Source organism: Massilia sp. CFBP9012 (assembly GCF_034045115.1).
GTDB lineage: Bacteria > Pseudomonadota > Gammaproteobacteria > Burkholderiales > Burkholderiaceae_D > Telluria.
Genome location: NZ_JAXCWM010000014.1, coordinates 20545 through 38292, shown reverse-complemented (window position 1 = coordinate 38292; position 17748 = coordinate 20545). Strand labels below are relative to the sequence as shown.

14 protein-coding genes are annotated in these 17748 nt (G+C 65.6%); 5 read left to right on the top strand and 9 right to left on the bottom strand.

What is annotated here, in order from left to right; translation table 11 throughout:
* Positions 1-169: 169 nt before the first annotated feature.
* Genes SOM61_RS21380 through SOM61_RS21370 form a run of 3 tightly spaced genes read right to left on the bottom strand, consistent with a single transcriptional unit; the run spans position 170 to position 4529 of the window.
* Positions 170-1459, bottom strand: a complete 1290-nt coding sequence (locus SOM61_RS21380) for a peptide MFS transporter (RefSeq protein ID WP_320475948.1) — start codon at positions 1457-1459, stop codon at positions 170-172.
* A gap of 8 nt (positions 1460-1467) precedes the next feature.
* The gene (locus tag SOM61_RS21375; protein WP_320475947.1) at positions 1468-2490 is read right to left on the bottom strand and encodes a dipeptide epimerase; all 1023 of its coding nucleotides are present in this window, start codon (positions 2488-2490) and stop codon (positions 1468-1470) included.
* Positions 2490-4529, bottom strand: a complete 2040-nt coding sequence (locus SOM61_RS21370; RefSeq protein WP_320475946.1) for a serine hydrolase domain-containing protein — start codon at positions 4527-4529, stop codon at positions 2490-2492. Before SOM61_RS21370 ends, SOM61_RS21375 begins: the two co-directional genes overlap by 1 nt.
* A gap of 146 nt (positions 4530-4675) precedes the next feature.
* On the opposite strand from SOM61_RS21370, the gene SOM61_RS21365 reads away from it, so the two are divergent.
* Positions 4676-5362 (top strand): helix-turn-helix domain-containing protein, encoded by a 687-nt coding sequence (locus tag SOM61_RS21365; RefSeq protein WP_320475945.1) that lies wholly within the window; start codon positions 4676-4678, stop codon positions 5360-5362.
* 47 nt (positions 5363-5409) lie between these two features.
* On the opposite strand, the gene SOM61_RS21360 is transcribed toward SOM61_RS21365, so the two are convergent.
* Genes SOM61_RS21360 through SOM61_RS21350 form a run of 3 tightly spaced genes read right to left on the bottom strand, consistent with a single transcriptional unit; the run spans position 5410 to position 8602 of the window.
* Positions 5410-6639 (bottom strand): ABC transporter permease, encoded by a 1230-nt coding sequence (locus SOM61_RS21360; protein ID WP_320475944.1) that lies wholly within the window; start codon positions 6637-6639, stop codon positions 5410-5412.
* Entirely contained in the window at positions 6636-7373 is a 738-nt protein-coding gene (locus SOM61_RS21355; RefSeq protein ID WP_320475943.1) for an ABC transporter ATP-binding protein, read from the bottom strand. The genes SOM61_RS21360 and SOM61_RS21355 overlap by 4 nt, the downstream gene beginning before the upstream one ends.
* Positions 7370-8602 carry an efflux RND transporter periplasmic adaptor subunit gene (locus tag SOM61_RS21350; protein WP_320475942.1) on the bottom strand — a complete coding sequence of 411 codons (1233 nt, stop codon included), beginning with the start codon at positions 8600-8602 and terminating at the stop codon, positions 7370-7372. The genes SOM61_RS21355 and SOM61_RS21350 overlap by 4 nt, the downstream gene beginning before the upstream one ends.
* A gap of 233 nt (positions 8603-8835) precedes the next feature.
* Here SOM61_RS21350 and rpiA point away from each other — a divergent pair, with 233 nt between their 5' ends.
* Together rpiA and SOM61_RS21340 are read left to right on the top strand one after the other, a co-directional pair.
* Positions 8836-9513 carry a ribose-5-phosphate isomerase RpiA gene (gene rpiA, locus SOM61_RS21345; protein ID WP_123071476.1) on the top strand — a complete coding sequence of 226 codons (678 nt, stop codon included), beginning with the start codon at positions 8836-8838 and terminating at the stop codon, positions 9511-9513.
* Positions 9514-9527: 14 nt separating this feature from the next.
* Positions 9528-9842, top strand: a complete 315-nt coding sequence (locus tag SOM61_RS21340) for a hypothetical protein (RefSeq protein WP_320475941.1) — start codon at positions 9528-9530, stop codon at positions 9840-9842.
* Between the two features lie 143 nt (positions 9843-9985).
* Here the strand turns inward: SOM61_RS21340 and SOM61_RS21335 are convergent, their stop codons facing one another.
* The gene (locus SOM61_RS21335; RefSeq protein ID WP_123071474.1) at positions 9986-10258 is read right to left on the bottom strand and encodes an oxidative damage protection protein; all 273 of its coding nucleotides are present in this window, start codon (positions 10256-10258) and stop codon (positions 9986-9988) included.
* 39 nt (positions 10259-10297) lie between these two features.
* Positions 10298-11611: an amino-acid N-acetyltransferase gene (gene argA / locus SOM61_RS21330; protein WP_123071473.1), complete on the bottom strand. Its 1314-nt coding sequence runs from the start codon at positions 11609-11611 to the stop codon at positions 10298-10300.
* Positions 11612-11665: 54 nt separating this feature from the next.
* Between argA and hrpA the strand changes: the two genes are divergently transcribed.
* Positions 11666-15751 (top strand): ATP-dependent RNA helicase HrpA, encoded by a 4086-nt coding sequence (gene hrpA / locus SOM61_RS21325; protein WP_320475940.1) that lies wholly within the window; start codon positions 11666-11668, stop codon positions 15749-15751.
* Between the two features lie 526 nt (positions 15752-16277).
* The gene (locus tag SOM61_RS21320; protein ID WP_320475939.1) at positions 16278-16898 is read left to right on the top strand and encodes a TetR/AcrR family transcriptional regulator; all 621 of its coding nucleotides are present in this window, start codon (positions 16278-16280) and stop codon (positions 16896-16898) included.
* A gap of 253 nt (positions 16899-17151) precedes the next feature.
* Here SOM61_RS21320 and SOM61_RS21315 read toward each other — a convergent pair whose 3' ends face one another.
* Positions 17152-17745 carry a PRC-barrel domain-containing protein gene (locus SOM61_RS21315; protein ID WP_320475938.1) on the bottom strand — a complete coding sequence of 198 codons (594 nt, stop codon included), beginning with the start codon at positions 17743-17745 and terminating at the stop codon, positions 17152-17154.
* Between the last annotated feature and the right edge of the window lie 3 nt (positions 17746-17748).

Below are 17748 nucleotides of genomic sequence, written 5' to 3'. Positions count from 1 at the left end.
TTCAGGGACATTAAGAGCCTATCCCGGCAGGTGGGAGTCGCTCCTGACGCGCCTGGCAAGCGTGTGCTGCGTTGCTCGTCGTTGCATGGCCAGCCATGCTGCCTCCTCGCGCCTTGCCCACGCCCGCCATGCATCGCCATGAGCTTCCCCCCACCTACCGGGATAGGCTCTAAGCGTTGGCGCCGGCGACGCCGCCGCCGGTATGCAGCCGGTCCGCGTGCTGCATCGGACCGTTGAGCCGCCACAGCAGGCCGGCGGCGACAGTGGCCAATGCCGCCAGCAGGGCGAAGAAGGAGCCGGGTTCGAAGCGGCTCCACAAGCTGCCCACCAGGCCGGCCGACAGGCTGCCGGCGAAGGTGACCAGGAACCAGGCCGCGACCGTGGTGCTGCCCAGGTGGCGCGGCGCCAGCCGGGCGAACAGCCCCAGTCCGGTGGGCAGGATGAACAGCTCGCCGATCGTCAGCACCAGGAAGAACAGCACCAGCCAGATCCAGCCGGTGGCGGCGCCGTCCGCGCGCCAGCCGGCGGTGGCCAGCACCAGGTAGGCGCCGGCCACGATCAGTGCGCCGCAAGCCATGCGCCGCAGCGGCGCCTGATCGACGCCGGCGGCTGCCCGGCGGTGCCAGTAAGCCAGCAGCGGCGGCGTGAGCAGCATCACGAACAGCGGGTTGAGGGACTGGAACCAGGTCATCGGGATGGTCCAGTCGCCCAGGGTGCGATCGACGCCGCTGTCGGCCCACAGGGCCACCGTGTTGCCGACCTGCTCGTAGGCGGCGCGGAACACCGTCACCGCCAGGCCGATGCCTACCAGGACCAGCACGGTTTCGCGACCCAGCCCGCGCGGGGCAGGAGCGCCGGCCGCCTGCGTGCGCGGTGTCTCCGGCGGCAGGTAGCGCTGTCCGGCGACGTAGACGACGAGGCCGAGCAGCATGCCGATGCCGGCCAGGCCGAAGCCGTAGTGCCAGCCATACAGCTCGCCGACCGTGCCGCAGATCAGCGGCGCCAGGAAGCCGCCGATGTTCACGCCGACGTAATACACATTAAAGGCCCAGCCGCGGCGGGCGTCGCCATGCCTGTACAGGTCGCCGACCTGGCTCGGGAGCGATGGCAGGAACAGGCCGTTGCCGAGGGCGATGGTGGCCAGCGCGACGTAGAACAGCGTGTCGAAGGTCATCATGAAGTGCCCCGCCGCCATGATCGAGGCGCCGATGATGATGGCGCGCCGCTTGCCGAGCCAGCGGTCGGCCAGCACCCCGCCCAGGATCGGCGTGAAGTAGGCCGCCGCCGTGTAGGCGCCATAGATGAACGAGGCCTGGGTCTGGGCCAGCAGCAGTTCCTTGGTCATGAAGTAGACCAGCAGCGCGCGCATGCCGTAGTACGAAAACTGTTCCCACATATTGGTCAGGAACAGGATCGTCAGCCCGCGCGGATGGCCGAACCAGGTGGCATCGGCTTGCATGCCGGCGCTCATCGGGAGGTGAATCCGGCAATTGGGGCTTGCCCGCCCCAGACTTCGGGGCCGGACCAGACATCGCCATCGACGTACTCGACACCGGGACGGCGGTCGTTGGCCAGGAAGATCGGGCCGTCCAGGTCGACGATGTCGCATTCCTGGCCCAGCACGAAGCTGGGGCCCATGGACAGGCTCGAGCCGCCCATATTACCGACCATGACACCGAGGCCGAGGCGCCGTGCTTCCTGTGCCATCAGCAAGCCTTCGGTCAGCCCGCCGCATTTGTCGAGCTTGATGTTGACCACGTCGTAGCGGCCGACGGCGGAGGCGACGTCCCGCAGCGACAGGATGCTCTCGTCGCCCGCCAGCGGGATCGGCGAGCGCAAGCCTTCCAGCTCGGCCTCGTGTCCGCGCGCCAGCGGCTGTTCGAGCAGGCGCACGTCCTGGACCTGCAAGCCGGCGATCAGGGCGTCGAGCTGGCCGGCCACGAAGCCCTGGTTGCCATCCACTCCGAGCCAGGCGTCGGGCCGCGCGGCGCGCACCGCCGCCACCCGTTCCAGGTCTAGATCGAGCTCGCCGGTCAGCTTGATCTTGATGGCGTGGGCCTGGGCGTAATCGAGGGCCGTCGTCGCCATCGCTTTCGGCGTATCGGCGCCGAGCGTGAAGGTGGTGCGCAAGGGCCTGGGCGCCGCCTTGCCGGCCAGCTGCCACACCGGCACGCCGGCGCGCGCCGCGTCGAGTTCCCACAGCGCGCAATCGACCGCATTGCGCGCGCCGCCCGGAGGCAGGATGGCGCGCAGCTCTTCGCGTGTGGGACCGGCGGCGATGGCGGCGCTGGCGCCATCGAGCGCGGACAGCATGTGGGCCGCATTGTCGCCCAGGTAGTAGACGCCGCAGGCTTCACCGCGGCCCCGGTGGCGGCCGTCGCCCAGGGTGACCACCACCACCTCGAAGGCCTCGAACACATGGCCCGAGATGCGGAATGGTTTGAGGAGTTGCAGCTTTTCGGTCGCGACCGAGATCGTCAGGCGGGCCATCAGTAGTTCACCGTCATGGAAAGAAGACCGCCGCGCAGGGCCACGTAGGCCAGCAGCAGCGCGGACAGGAGGTACAGCACGCTCCAGAACTTGCGCAGGCGTCCCGGTTCTTTGAAGGCCAGTTGCAGGTTGCGTACGCCACAGGCCAGCGCCGCCACGAAGGCGAAGAGGCCTCCGATCTGCAGGAGCCAGAGCCATGGGTCGAGCGGGGAGGTCGCGTTTTCCAGGGTCGACTCGAAGGCCGTCACGACGCCGCCCCAGCCGGCCAGCACCGCCAGGATGGCCAGCGCCGAAAGACGGGTGGCGAGCGCCGCCTGGCGCGCCGGCTTGTCCAGCGTGTGCTGCAGCTTGTAGCGGCGGCGCACGATCCAGCCACCCGGCATGGCCAGCACGGCGAACAGCAGCACCGCGGCGGCGACACAGGCGGCCGGGATCAGCCAGGCGCCGTCCTTGCCGGCCGGGACGCGGTCGAACACCATGAAGGGCGACATGAAGTCCATGCTCCAGCGCACCACCTGACCGTTTTCAAGCTGGGCCGCGAGACGGTCTTCGCCGTTCTTGTCGCGCCACACGAAGGGCGCGATCTCGACCCATTCGCGCGGGCGGCCGTTCGGTCCGAGCAGGGCCGGCACCACCAGGTTGCCCTTGTCGTCGAGCGTGACCTTCACCTGGCCCAGCAGGTTGAACACGGCGAAGAAGTTCGATTCGGAGCGGCGCGTGCTTTCCCAGGAACCGGTCATCATCTCTGCATGGCGCTTGGCCTCGGCCTCGGGCACGCGGCCGTCGGCGGGGAGGGTGGTGGGGAAGTAGCGGTCCGAGAAATCCTGGAACACGGCGCTGCGCAGCGTATTGGACGCGCCGGCGCGGCCGCCGCTGTTGACCGACAGGTACAGGCCCACGCCGTCGTCCATGTACAGGTGCAGCGAGCTGTGGAAACCCTCGGTGTCGCCCAGGTGGGCGATCACGTCGCGGCCGTTGACGTTGGTCTCGAAGAAGCCCAGCTCCATGCGGTTGAGCGGGGGCAGCAGCGTGGACTTGCCGATCCTGTCGAGCGGGCTGTCGTGCATCGTCTTCGCGGTGGCGGCGGACAGGATGCGCTGGCCGTTGAATTGGCCGCCAGCCAGGTGCGCGATCATGAAGTTGGCCATGTCCAGGCCACTGGCCGACAGTGCGCCGGCCGGCGCCGAATTGACGATCTCGAAGCCGAGCGACGGCTCGCCCGGCTTGCTGTAGCCCTTGGCCATGAGCGGCTCCAATGCGGCCGGCAGCGGCTGGCGGAAGGTGGCGGTGCGCATATTCAGCGGCGCGAAGATCTGCTTTTCGACATAGTCGTCGAACGGTATGCCCGATACGCGCTCGACCACGTAACCGGCCAGCGAGGTGGCGTAGTTCGAGTAGGCGGGCGTGGTGCCGGCGTCGAAGATGCGCTCGGGGATCCAGGCCTTGAGCAGTTCTCCCAGCGGCCTGGCGTTGCCCTTGTCGTAGACGATCAGGTATTTCACCGACTCTTCGAAGCCGGCCGTGTGGGTCATGATCTCGCGCATCGTCACCGGCTTGCCGGCGCGCTCGGGGATCTTGAAGTCGAGGTAGGTGTTGACGTCGGCGTCGAGGTCGATTTTTCCCCATTCGACCATCTGCATGACGGCGGTCCAGGTCACCAGCTTCGAGACCGAGCCGGGACGGAACAGCGTGCGCTCGCCATCGACCGGCGTGCGCTTGTCGACGTCGGCATAGCCGAAGCCGCGCGCGCTCAGGACCTGGCCATCCTTGACGACGACGATCACCGCACCGGGGATGTCGCTGGTGTTGAGCGCGAACGGCATATAGCCGTCGAGCCAGGTGTCGAGATCGGTTTTGTCGAGGGTACGTCCGCTGGCAGCGGGGGACTGGACGGCCGTCTGCGGCGTGGCGGAAGAAGGCTTGGCCGGACCCGGGGTGATCGGCGGCGGCGGCAAGGTGGGCGTTTGCGTGGTCTGCTGGGCAAGTGCGCCGGCGTTCCAGCACAGCATGCCAAGTAGCAGAATCTTCAGAAATCTCATCGAGTCTCCCTTCTCCCTGTTCGTTCGGTTGATTTGCGATCCACCGGGCCAGCCTATAAAATAAAGCTTGATCCGAGTTATTTTTCTCTAATTGGAGAAATATCTTCCTAATCAGAGACTGTGTCAACATATAAAAAAATTGGTTTATGACATCTGAATCCCCAACACTCGGTGCATTGATCCGCAGCCTGCGCAGCCGCCAGGGCTGGACGCTGAAGGAAATGAGCGTGAAAAGCGGCATCCCGGTGTCCACCTTGTCGAAGGTGGAGCACGGCCAGCTGACGCTGACTTATGACAAGCTGTACCAGCTGAGCCAAAAGCTGGGCATGCGCATGTCGGAACTGTTCGCGGAGGAAGCCGAGGCCGAGCCGCCCGTCACCGCGCGCCGCAGCCTGGGAGACCTGCAATCGGCGGTGCGGGTCGAGACGCCGAACTATGACTATCACTACCTGTGCGCGGAGCTAAGGCGCAAGCGCATGATTCCGGTGATCGCGCGCATCCGCGCGAAGTCGGTCAAGGAGTTCGGGCAGCTGGTGCATCACTCGGGAGAAGAATTCACCTACGTGCTCAAGGGCGCGGTGGTGCTGCACAGCGAGTTCTACGATCCGGTGGTGCTCAGGGAAGGGCAGTCGATCTATTTCGATTCGAGCATGGGGCATGCCTACCTGACGCCGGAAGGCTGCGACGAGGCCGAGGTGCTGACCGTGATGTCGAGTGCGGACGAGGAGCAGATGCAGTCGATGATGTCGACGCATACCCACGCGCATGCGGGGGAGGGAGATGGCGTGGAAACGGCGCCGGCAACACCGCGCAAGCGCAGCATCAAGAAATAGTCGTCATCCGGTAGGGTGGATGGCTTCGCCATCCACCCTACTCGTAACTACTCGTAACGCAGGCAATCTACAGGCAGCAGGCGCGAGGCCCGCCGCGCCGGATAGAACCCAAAGAACACCCCCACCGCCGTCGAGAATCCGCACGCCACCAGGATGCCCGACATGGTGAGATACACCTCGAAGTCGCCGCCTCCGAACTTGGTGATCAGCGCCGCGCCGCCCGCCGCGATCGCGATCCCGACCAGGCCACCGGCCAGGCAGATCACTACCGCCTCGGCCAGGAACTGCAGCAGCACGGCATTCGGCCGGGCGCCGATGGCCATGCGGATGCCGATCTCGCGCGTGCGCTCGGTCACCGACACCAGCATGATGTTCATGATCCCGATCCCGCCCACCAGCAGGGAGATCGCGCCGATCAGGCCGAGCAGCAGCGCAATGCCCGTGGTGATCTTGTTGGCCGTCTCGGCGATGGTGTTCAGGTTCTGCACCCTGAAGTCGTCCGGATCGTCGACCCGGATCCGGTGGCGGTCGCGCATCACTTCCTTGATATCCTCGATGGCGTCGACCATCGAGCCGTCGGGCCGGCCCTGGGCATTGATGTAGTGGACGTTCTGCGGGAACGGCGACTTGACCAGGTGGGCGCTCGCCGCCGTGATCGGCACCACGATCTGTTCCGCCAGGTCGGTGCCGTCGGGCTGGCGGCCTTCGCCGGCCAGCACGCCGATCACCTGGAACGACACGTTCTCGATGCGCAGGTAGCGCCCGAGCGGGTCGGCGCGGTAGAAGAACTGGTCGGCCACCTTCTGGCCGATCACCGCCAGCCGCGCGCTTGCCCGCACGTCGGCCTCGCCGAACAGCGTGCCCTGGTCGACCCGCCAGTTGCGGATCGTGAACATGTCCGGGGTCACGCCGAGCACGGTGCTGCTCAGGTTCTCGTTGCCGGCGCTGACCTTGAAGTTGCCCTGCAGCGCGGGTGCGGCCCCGGTCAGGCTGGGCAGGGCGTTCAGCGCTTCGGCATCGCCCTGGGTCAGCACCGCCACCTTGCCTTCGCGCGCGCGTTGCGCCGCCGTGCGGTCGCCGCCCGGCATGATGTAGACCATATTCGTGCCCAGCATCTGCAGCTGCTTGCCGATGAAGCGCTGCATGCTGTCGCCCAGCGCCAGCAGCAGCACCACCGAGGCGATGCCGATCACGATGCCGAGCATGGTCAGCGCCGTGCGCAGGCGGTTGGCCGCCATCGAGCGGAACGACTCGATCAGGATCTGGACCGGGTTCATGACGCGACTCCCGTCCCCATGGGCGCGAACTGGCGCAGGCCTTCGGCCGCCGGTCCGTCATACAGCACCCGCCCATCCTTCAGGCGCACCAGGCGGCGGCTGCAGGCGGCGATGTCCGGTTCGTGGGTCACCAGGACGATGGTGATGCCGCGCTCGCGGTTCAATTGGGCGAAGCTGTTCATGATGTCGTCGCTGGTCTGCGTGTCGAGGTTGCCGGTCGGCTCGTCGGCCAGCAGCAGGGGCGGATCGGTCGCCAGCGCGCGGGCGATCGCGACCCGCTGCTGCTGGCCGCCCGACAGCTGGTTGGGCGTGCGGCCCGCAAGATTGCCCAGGCCGACCCGCTCCAGCTCCGCCAGCGCGCGCGCATGCGCCTTGCCGCGCGAGACGCCGCCGTAGATCAGGGGCAGGGCGACGTTCTCGGCCAGGTTCATGCGCTTGATAAGGTTAAAGCTCTGGAACACGAAGCCGATCTTGCGGTTGCGGATGTCGGCCAGGGCAGGGCGGGAAAGCAGGCGGGTGTCGACGCCGTCGAGCAGGTAGGTGCCGCCGGTGGCCTGGTCCAGGCAGCCGAGGATGTTCATCAGGGTCGACTTGCCGGAGCCGGAAGCGCCCATGATGGACACGAAGTCGCCGCGCTGCACCGTCATGTCGACGCCGTGCAGCACCGGGGTCTCGACGCTGCCGCTGACGTAGGTCTTGGTGACGCCGCGGATATCGATCAGCGGCCCGCTCATTGATTCTCCGGCTGCGCCAGCGCACGCGTCACCACGCGGTCGCCTGGCTTGAGGTCGCCCGACAGCACTTCGGTGTAGCGGAAGTTGGACAGACCCGCGCGGATGTCGACCGGCTGCGGCTGGTTCATCGCGTCGAGTTTATAAATCTTGAACATGCGCGCGGTCTCGCTGTCGCTGCGGAAGGCGACATCGTCGATGGCCGCGGCCGCAGCTGGCGCCGGCCTGGCGGCGACCTGCTTGATTTCCTTGCCCGCACCTTTGTTCTTTTCTTCTTCGCGCTTCTTCTCGGCCGCCTGCTCTTCTTCGGACAGGCGGAAGCGCAGCGCCGTGGTCGGGATGCGCAGCACGTCGGGGCGGTTCGCCACCACCAGGCGCACCTGGGCCGTCATGCCGGGCTTGAGCAGTTCGTCGGTGTTGTCGACGTCGAGCACGACGTTATAGGTCACGACGTTCTGCACCACGTTTGGCGCCAGGCGGAACTGGCGCATGGTGGCGTTGAATTCGCGGTCGGGATAGGCGTCGACCACGAAGCGCGCCGGCAAGCCATCCTTGAGCAGGCCGACGTCGGCCTCCGACACGCTGGTATCGATCTGCATCTTGGTCAGGTCGTTCGCGATCTGGAACAGGTTCGGCGTGTTGAACGATGCGGCTACAGTCTGGCCCAGGTCGATGGTGCGCTTGATCACCACGCCGTCGATCGGCGAACGGATCACGCTGTTGTTCAGGTCCGCCCGCGCGCGCTCGAACTGGGCCTGGGCCAGCTTGAGGTTGGCGGCGGCGACGTCCATCTCGCGCCGCGACTGGTCGAGCGCCAGGCTGGAGACGAAATTCTGCGCCACCAGCTGCTCGTTGCGCTTGTAGGTGGCCTGGGCCAGCTGCAGGTTGGCGCGCGCCGAGGCGATGCTGGCGTCGGCCTGCGCCACCTGGGCATTGAAGATGGTCGGCTCGAGCTTGAGCAGCACCTGGCCCTTTTTCACGCGGTCGTTGAAGTCGGCGTGCAGCTCGGCCACGGTGCCCGAGACCTGCGAGCCGACGTTGATCAGGGCCACCGGATTGATGGTGCCGGTGGCGGTCACGGTCTGGTTGATGGCGCCGCGGTCGACCGCGGTGCTGCGGTATTTCGACGGCGGGACGGCGTTGTCCTTGGGCTTGAGCAGCACTGCCGCGGTCGCGACGGCGACGAGGATGGCGGTGGCGATGACGATGCGTTTCTTGGTAAAGATTTTCATTGGTTCCAGGCAAACGAACGGCAAATAAAGCATCGAGTGTGATGCCTTGGTAAAAGATTAGCAAATGCAGATTGCATGATCGTGGCATGAGGTAAAAAACTTGGGTCCCCGCCTGCGCGGGGACGACGACTCGGGCCGCGTGCGCGAGGATGACGACCTGGGGGGAGGTTTTGGCCGAACAGGTCCTTGTAATCCGCTAAAATGGCGTATTCCTTTCCTCTACCAACCGCATCATGACTCAAGACGAACTGAAACAAGCAGTGGCGCGCGCCGCCATCGATTACGTTGTCGACGGCGAAATCATCGGCGTCGGCACCGGCTCGACCGCCAACTTCTTCATCGACGAACTGGCCAAGATCAAGGATCGCATCAAGGGCACCGTGGCCTCGTCCGAAGCCACCGCCGCCCGCCTGCGCGGCCATGGCATTCCGGTGTTCGACCTGAACGAAGTCGAGTCGATGGCCGTCTACATCGACGGCGCCGATGAGATCGACGCGCAGGGCGCGATGATCAAGGGTGGCGGCGCGGCGCTCACGCGCGAGAAGATCGTGGCCTCGGTGTCGAAGAAGTTCGTCTGCATCGCCGACGGTTCGAAGCTGGTCGACACGCTGGGTAAATTCCCGCTGCCGGTCGAAGTGATCCCGATGGCGCGCGCCGTCGTGATGCGCAAGCTGGCGGCGCTCGGCGGCCAGCCGAAGCTGCGCCTCAAGCCAGGCACCGACCAGCCTTTCATTACCGACAACGGTGGTGAGCTGATCGACGTGGCGGGCCTGTCGATCACCGATCCGGTGGCGCTGGAAGAGCAGATCAACCAGATCACCGGCGTGATCGCCGTGGGCCTGTTCGCCAAGGCCGGCGCCAACGTCTGCCTGCTGGGCACGCTTGACGGCGTCAAGACCCTGTCGCTCTGATCGGGAGGCCGGCCATGAAATACGCGCTGGTGCCGCTGCTTGCGGCCGTCCTGCTGGGCGGGTGTTCTGTCGTTGGCAGTGGGGTGGATTTGTCGGAGTCGACGTTGGCCGCACGATCGCCCGACGTCGTCGAGATCCAGCGCGTGCCGTTCAAGGTCGGCGTATCGTCGACCACGGTCGAGCAGCTGGCCAAGGCGCAAGCCTGCGCCAGCGAGCAGGGCGCCAGCCTGATCACGGAGCCGGGGCCGATCGAGGTTTACCGGATGCAGTGCCAGGATGGCAAGGTATTCATGGCGCGCTGTGAGTTGCGTCAGTGCCGCAAGATGTAGATCCGCGGCCCAAAAACGTCATTCCCGCGGAGGCGGGAATCCAAGTTCGCCAGCGTTCCACTACGATTGAATCAAGTGGTCTGCGGATGACTTGGATTCCCGCCTGCGCGGGAATGACGGTCTTGAGGTAAGTGGTGCTTGAATTACGCCGGTGGCGGCACGTAACCCATCGCCTGGTCGGCGCCTTCACCGAAGAAATGCTTCTCCATCTGCGTCGCCAGGTATTTGCGCGCGCGGTCGTCGGCCAGGTTCAGGCGGTTTTCGTTGATCAGCATCGTTTGATGCTTGAGCCATCCCTGCCATGCCTCTTTCGAGACCGACATGTACAGCTTCTTGCCCATCTCGCCTGGGACCGGCGGGAAGTCCAGGCCTTCGGCTTCCTTGTTCAGTTTGATGCAGTGGATGGTGCGGGCCATTGTGTACTCCTGTTGTGCGTTATCCGGGTAAGACCGCTATTATAAGGTCTTGATCAGTACCTGTGATCGACGCTGCCAGTTGTACATGTGCTGCCGATCCTTTGGCAGATCGTCCACGGTGGCCGGCACGAAGCCGCGCTTCTTGAACCAGTGCGAGGTGCGCGTGGTCAGCACGAACAGCTTCGTGAGACCGGCCGCGCGGGCGCGGTTTTCCATGTGCTTCAAGATGCGCTCGCCGTCGCCCTGGGTCTGGGCGTCCTGGCTCACCGTCAGGCAGGCCATCTCGCCCATCTTCGATTCGGGGAAGGGATACAGCGCGGCGCAGCCGAAGATCACGCCGTCGTGGTCGATCACCGAGAACTGGTCGATCTCGCGCTCGATCAGCTCGCGGCCGCGGTAGACCAGGGTGCCATCGGCTTCGAGTGGCTCGATAAGCTTGATAATTCCGCCGACGTCCTCAATTGTGGCCTGGCGCAGGCTTTCCAGGTTCTCGTGGCTGATCATGGTGCCCACGCCGTCGTGGGTGAACACCTCGAGCAGGGCCGAGCCATCCATCTCGTAAGGGATGATGTGGGCGCGGTCGACGCCGGCATTGCAGGCCTTGATCGCGTGCTGCATGTAGAAGGCGGCGGAATCGGACAAAAAGCCCGCCTGCAGCACGGCTTCTGCCATGTGCGACGACAATTCGCGCAGCTCGGCGCCGCCGGCATCGGTCAGCATCGGCGACTCGGTGATGAAGATCAGCTTATCGGCATGCAGGGCGATCGCGGCCGACGCGGCCACGTCTTCCATCGTCAGGTTAAAGATCTCGCCGGTCGGCGAGAAGCCCAGCGGCGAGAGCAGCACCAGGTTGTCTTCTGTTTGCAGGATCGGGTGGATCTTCTCGGCGGCGATCTTGCGGGTCACGCCGGTGAGCTCGAAATCGACGCCGTCGATCACGCCCAGCGGGCGGGCCACCACGAAGTTGCCCGAGACGATGCTGATCTGGGCATTCGACATCGGCGTGTTGGGCAAGCCCTGGCTGAAGGCGGCCTCGATGTCGAGGCGCAGTTCGCCGGCGGCTTCCTTGGCGCATTCCAGCGCGGCGGTGTCGGTGACCCGCACGCCGTTGTGGAAGCGCCCCTCGACGTTACGCAATGCCAGCTGCTCGGCCACCTGCGGCCGCGAACCGTGCACCAGCACGATGCGGATGCCGAGGCCGACCAGCAGGGACAGATCTTGCGCCAGCACCGGCAGGGCGCCGGCGGCCACCAGTTCGCCCGGGAAGGCGACCACGAAGGTCTTGCCGCCAAAGGCGTGAATATACGGCGCGACCGAGCGCAGCCACTGGACGAATTGGGTAGGAGTTTCCATTTGCCGCATTATAATTCGCTGCGCGTTGTGCGCACCAAATCCTTGTAAAAATCAATGTCTGAACAGAGTAACAAGCCTTCGCCACAGCCGGCGCGCGAAGCAGGCGCCACCGCCACCAACGCCACCGCACCCTCGGCCGACCGCCGCCAGCGCCGGCCGCAGGGCGAGCCACGCCCGCGCCAGGAGCGCGCGCCGCGCGAAGAGACGCCGCTCGTGCGCAATCCACTGCCACCGATTACCTTTCCCGAAGACCTGCCGGTCTCCGGCCGCCGCGCCGAGATCGCGAAGGCCATCGCGGAAAACCAGGTGGTCATCGTCTCGGGCGAGACCGGTTCGGGCAAGACCACCCAGCTGCCGAAGATCTGCCTGGAACTGGGCCGCGGCAGCCGTGGTCTGATCGGCCACACCCAGCCACGCCGGATCGCGGCCTCGTCGACCGCCAAGCGCATCGCGCAAGAGATTGGCTCGCCGCTGGGCGAACACGTCGGCTTCAAGGTGCGCTTCAACGACACCTTGCAGAAGGGCGCCTCGGTCAAGCTGATGACCGACGGTATCCTGCTGGCCGAGACGCAAACCGATCCGCTGCTGCGCAACTACGATACGATCATCATCGACGAGGCGCACGAGCGCAGCCTGAACATCGACTTCCTGCTCGGCTACCTCAAGCAGCTGCTGCCGCGCCGTCCCGACCTGAAAGTGATCATCACCTCGGCGACCATCGACGCCGAGCGCTTCGCACGCCACTTCGCCGCGAACGACAAGCCGGCGCCGGTGATCGAGGTCTCGGGCCGCCTGTACAAGGTCGAGGTGCGCTACCGTCCGATCGACCGCGACCCGGTGACTCCGGGCGTGCCGAGCGACGCCAGCAAGCCTGTGCCGAAAGCCCAGGCCGCGCGTGAAAAGCGCGACCTGATGGATGGCGTGGTCGACGCCGTCGATGAGCTGTGCCGCATCGGCTCGGGCGATGTGCTGGTGTTCCTGCCGGGCGAGCGCGAAATCCGCGACTGCGCCGAGGCGCTGCGCAAGCACCATCCCCCGCATGTCGACATCCTGCCGCTGTTCGCCCGCCTGTCGGTGGAGGAGCAGGACCGCGTGTTCCGCCCGAGCGGCAACGCGCGCCGCATCGTCCTGGCCACCAACGTGGCCGAGACCTCGCTGACCGTGCCGGGCATCCGCTACGTGGTCGATACGGGCCTGGCGCGCGTAAAGCGCTACAGCTTCAGGAACAAGGTCGAGCAGCTGCAGGTCGAACCGGTCGCGCAATCGGCGGCCAACCAGCGCGCCGGCCGTTGCGGCCGCGTGGCCGACGGCGTCTGCATCCGCCTGTTCGAAGAAGACGATTTTCAAAAGCGCCCCAAATTCACCGAGCCGGAGATCCTGCGTTCGTCGCTGGCGGCCGTCATCCTGCGCATGAAGTCCCTGCGCCTGGCCGATGTCGAGACCTTCCCCTTCATCGAGGCGCCGCAAGGCCGCGCGATCGCCGACGGCTACCAGTTGCTGCAGGAAGTCGGCGCGGTCGACGACAACAATGACCTGACCCCGCTGGGCCGCAAGCTGGCCAAACTGCCGCTCGACCCGCGCGTGGGCCGCATGATCCTGGCCGCGCTCGACAATCAGTGCCTGACCGAGATGCTGATCGTGGCCTCGGCCCTGTCCACGCAAGACCCGCGCGACCGGCCGATCGAGTACCAGCAGCAGGCCGACGAAAAGCACAAGAAGTTTGCCGACGAGAAGTCCGAATTCCTGAGCTACCTGAAGATCTGGGCCTGGTTCGAGGACGCGATCGCGCACAAGAAGACCAACCGCCAGCTGCAGGACAACTGCCGCGCCAACTTCCTGTCGCAGCTGCGCCTGCGCGAGTGGCGCGACGTGCATTCGCAGCTCTTGACCATCGTGCGCGAGCAGGGCTGGCGCCTGAACGAAAGCCCCGCCACCTATGAACAGCTGCACCTGGCGCTGCTCACAGGTTTACTCGGCAATATCGGTTTCAAGTCCGAGGACGAGCAGGGCGGCGTCTACCTTGGCGCGCGCGGCATCAAGTTCCACATCTGGCCCGGCTCGACGCTCGGCAAGAAGGCGGGACGCTGGGTGATGGCGGCCGAGCTGGTCGAGACCACGCGCCTGTATGCGCGCACCATTGCCCAGATCCAGCCGGAGTGGGTGGAGAAGATCGGCGGCCACCTGCTGAAGAAATCCTGGGGCGAGCCGCGCTGGGAAAAGAAGCAGGCGCAAGTCACGGCGCTCGAACGCGCGACGCTGTACGGCATCGTCATCTATGGCGGCCGGCGCATCAACTACGGCCAGCGCAATCCGCGTGAAGCGCGCGAGATCTTTATTCGTGACGCGCTGGTGGCGGGCGACTACGAGACGCGCCTGCCGTTCTACATCCACAACCACAAGCTGGTGAAGGACATCGAGAACCTCGAGCACAAGTCGCGCCGCCAGGACGTGCTGGTCGACGACCAGCTGATCGCGGCCTTCTACGATAACGAGATCCCGCACGACGTCGTGAACGGCGCCGGCTTCGAGAAGTGGTACAAGGACCTGGCGCGCGACAATCCGAAGCTGCTCTACCTGAACCGCGAAGAACTGATGCGGCACGAGGCGGCCGGCGTCACCACCGAGCTATTCCCGAAGACGATGGTCGTCACCGGCATCGAGATGGGCCTGACGTACCACTTCGAGCCGGGCAGCGTGCGCGATGGCGTCACGCTCGCCGTGCCGCTGTTTGCGCTGAACCAGATCCCCTCGGCGCGGCCGGCCTGGCTGGTGCCGGGGATGATCAAGGAAAAGGTGCACCTGCTGCTCAAATCGCTGCCGCAGAAGCTGCGCCGCCACTGCGTGCCGCTGCCGGAGTATGCGGCACGTTTTGTGGAGCGCATCCATGCGACGAATGCGTTCGGGCGCGGCGACCTGGTCGACGTGCTGATCATGGACGTGCGCGCGCAGACCGGCGTGGGAGTGAAGACCGCCGACTTCAAGATCGAGACCCTGCCGGCGCATATGTTCATGAACTTCAAGGTCATCGACGAGCATGGCCGCCAGCTGGACATGGGGCGCAATCTGTCGACGCTCCAGGCCGAGCTGGGTGGACAGGCGCGCCAGAGCTTCCAGAAGATGGCGGAAGCGACGCCGGCCGCGGCCAATGCGCGTGCGCAGGCAGCGCGGCCGGTGGCGGCCGCGCCGAGCGCGCCCGTCGCACCTGCCGGCAAAGGCAAAGGTGGTGCGCCACAGGCTGCACCGGCTACCGCGCCTGCGCAAGAATCGGCCCAGGAATCGGCATCGGGCCGTCAGCACGCGGGTCTCACCAGCTGGACCTTCGGCGAGCTGCCCGAGCTGCTGGAGATCAACCAGGGCAAGCTGACCCTGATCGGCTTCCCGGCGCTGGTCGACAAGGGCACGCACTGCGACCTGGAGGTGTTCGACGATCCGAACGTGGCGGCGCGCACCCACCGCGTGGGCCTGCGCCGCCTGTTCGCGCTGCAGTTCAAGGAACAGCTCAAGTTCGCCGAGAAGAATATCCCCGGCCTGCAGGGCATGGGCATGCAGTTCATGAACATCGGCTCGCAGGAAGACTTGCGCGACCAGATCGTGGCCAAGGCGATCGACATCGCCTGCCTGCAGGATCCGTTGCCGGTCGACGCGGCCTCGTTCAACCAACGCCGTGACCAGGGCAAGGGCCGCATTGGCCTGCTCATCAACGAGGTGGCGCGCCTGGCCGGGCAGATCCTGGGCGAGTACCACGGCCTGCCCAAGCGTGTGCAGACCCTGCCGTCGGCGGTGTCGTCGGACATCCAGGCGCAGCTACAGGCGCTGGTGCACAAGCGTTTCATCGCCGACAACGAATACAGCCAGCTGGCGCATTTCCCGCGCTACCTGAAGGCGATCAACGTGCGTCTCGAGAAGTTGCGCGGCAATCCGTCGCGCGATGCGCAGCTGATGGCCGAATGGCAGACGGCCGCCGCCCAGTTCCAGCGCACGCTCAAGAATATGGCGGGCAAGAACAATGATCCGCGCATGGTCGAGTTCAGGTGGATGCTGGAAGAGCTGCGGGTGTCGCTGTTCGCGCAGGAGCTGAGGACGCCGATGCCGGTGTCGGCCAAGCGGCTGCAGAAGGTGTGGGAGTCGATGTTGCGTTAATGGGCATCGGCCCGCTGTGTTATCGGCTGACTGCCGTCTTCCAGCCCGCACCCTGTAAACGTCATTCCCGCGGAGGCGGGAATCCAAGTTTGCGTGCCACGCCACAAGATCTGACTTTAGTGGCGACGCATCGGCCTTGGATTCCCGCCTCCGCGCACTGGTGTCCGGAATAATTTCGGCCGCTTGAAAAAGGCCGCTGTATAGGAAAAACCACGTCGTTCCCGCCCTCGCCGGGCGCCTTGGCGGGAACCCAAGTGTGCACGGCCAGTGGCCTAAAAATCGACCTCCGATGAACGTTCGGGTCGCGCAAGAGCATGAACATTCTGTGACTTCACTTGGATCCCCGCCTCCGCGGGGATGACGATGCATACGTTGCGTATAAATATTCCGGACGCTAGTGCGCCTCCGCGGGAATGACGTTTTTGGGCAGCGGGCCGGATCGATTGTCGTCGTCCAGCCAGCCGCGCTCACGTCCTACGCGCTATAAATTCCTTGTTCTTTCGCACGCCTGTGCTAAAGTACTCGCATGAATACCACGGCCAAAAGCGAAGCCACCTACGCCACCATCCTCGATGCGGCGGTCGGGATGGCGTCGACCGAGGGCATCGGCCAGCTGTCGCTGGGCGAGCTGTCCAAGCGCACCGGCATCAGCAAGAGCGGCGTGTTCTCGCGCGTCGGTTCGCTCGAGGCCCTGCAGTCGGCCGTGCTGGACGAATACGATCGCCGCTTTTCCGAGGAGATCTTCGTGCCGGCGCTGGCGGCGTCGCGCGGCTTGCCGCGCCTGTCCACGATGGTCAATCTGTGGCTCAGGAAGATTGCCGGCGAAACCGCGCGCGGCTCTTGCCTGTATACCGCGGGCGCTTTCGAATTCGACGACATTCCCATGCCGCATCCACTGCGCGAGCGCATCGAGGCGGGCGTGCTGCGCTGGCGCGCGACCTTGCGCAAGACGGTGCTGCAGGCGATGGAAGCAGGGCATCTGCGGCCCGACACCGAACCCGAGCAGCTGGTGTTCGAGATCTACAGCCTCGTGATCGGCGTGATGCACGACGCGCGCTTCCTGCATGACGCAGACGCGCCAAGGCGGGCGCAACGGGCGTTCAACCGCCTCATTTCCACTTACCGGAGTTTCAGCGACCTCGAATAAGGTCGGGCCGGGGAGGGCGTCGTGCTCCCTTTTTTTAACTTAATTTCGCACACCTGTGCGAAAGCGGGCTGTGCTTAAGGAGTCGATCATGTCTGGATTGTGGTTACTGGTGGTGTCCCTGGCCGGACTGGCAGGGTATGTGATGCGCGACGTACTGCGCCGGGTTCCCCGGTCGAACGAGGATTTCGTGTTCTGCTGAGGGCAGGGTGATGACGCGAAGGACGGCGATCGCGCCGCCGCCCTTCATGCGGTCTTAGCCGATATTGCTGCCGCGGATGCGGCTCAAGTCCTTGTCGTCGCCCAGGCTGCCGGAGCGTGGGTCGGTGCTATGGCCGGGACCCTGATTGGCCCGCGAATCGCCCATGCCGGCGCCCGCGCCGCCCAGGCTGCTGGAACCGGCGTGCCCGGCGCCCACGCTGGAGCCCATCGCGCCGCCCGCATAGGTGGCGCTGCCGGTGCCGGCGCCGCCGACCATGCCGCCCATCGGCACGCCTGGCCCCATGGTCGGTGCACCCGAACGGTTCGGGTCGGTGCCATAGAAGCTGTGGATGCCGGTCGCCCAGCTCAGGTCGCTCATATCCGGCCAGGCGTCCTTGTCGAAGCCCGGTGCGGTCTTGAGGCGGTCTTTCTCGACGTTGAGCACGAAGCGCTTGTTGACTGTGTCCAGGTGCAGCGCCTGCCAGGGCACGGCGAACAGTTTTTCTCCCATGCCCAGGAAGCCGCCGAAGGCCAGCACGGCGTAGGCCACCTGGCCAGTCTGCATGTCGAGCATGATTTCCTTGATGTCGCCCAGATCTTCCTCGGCGGCATTGACGACGCTGTCGCCGATCAAGGTGTCTGCACCCATCAG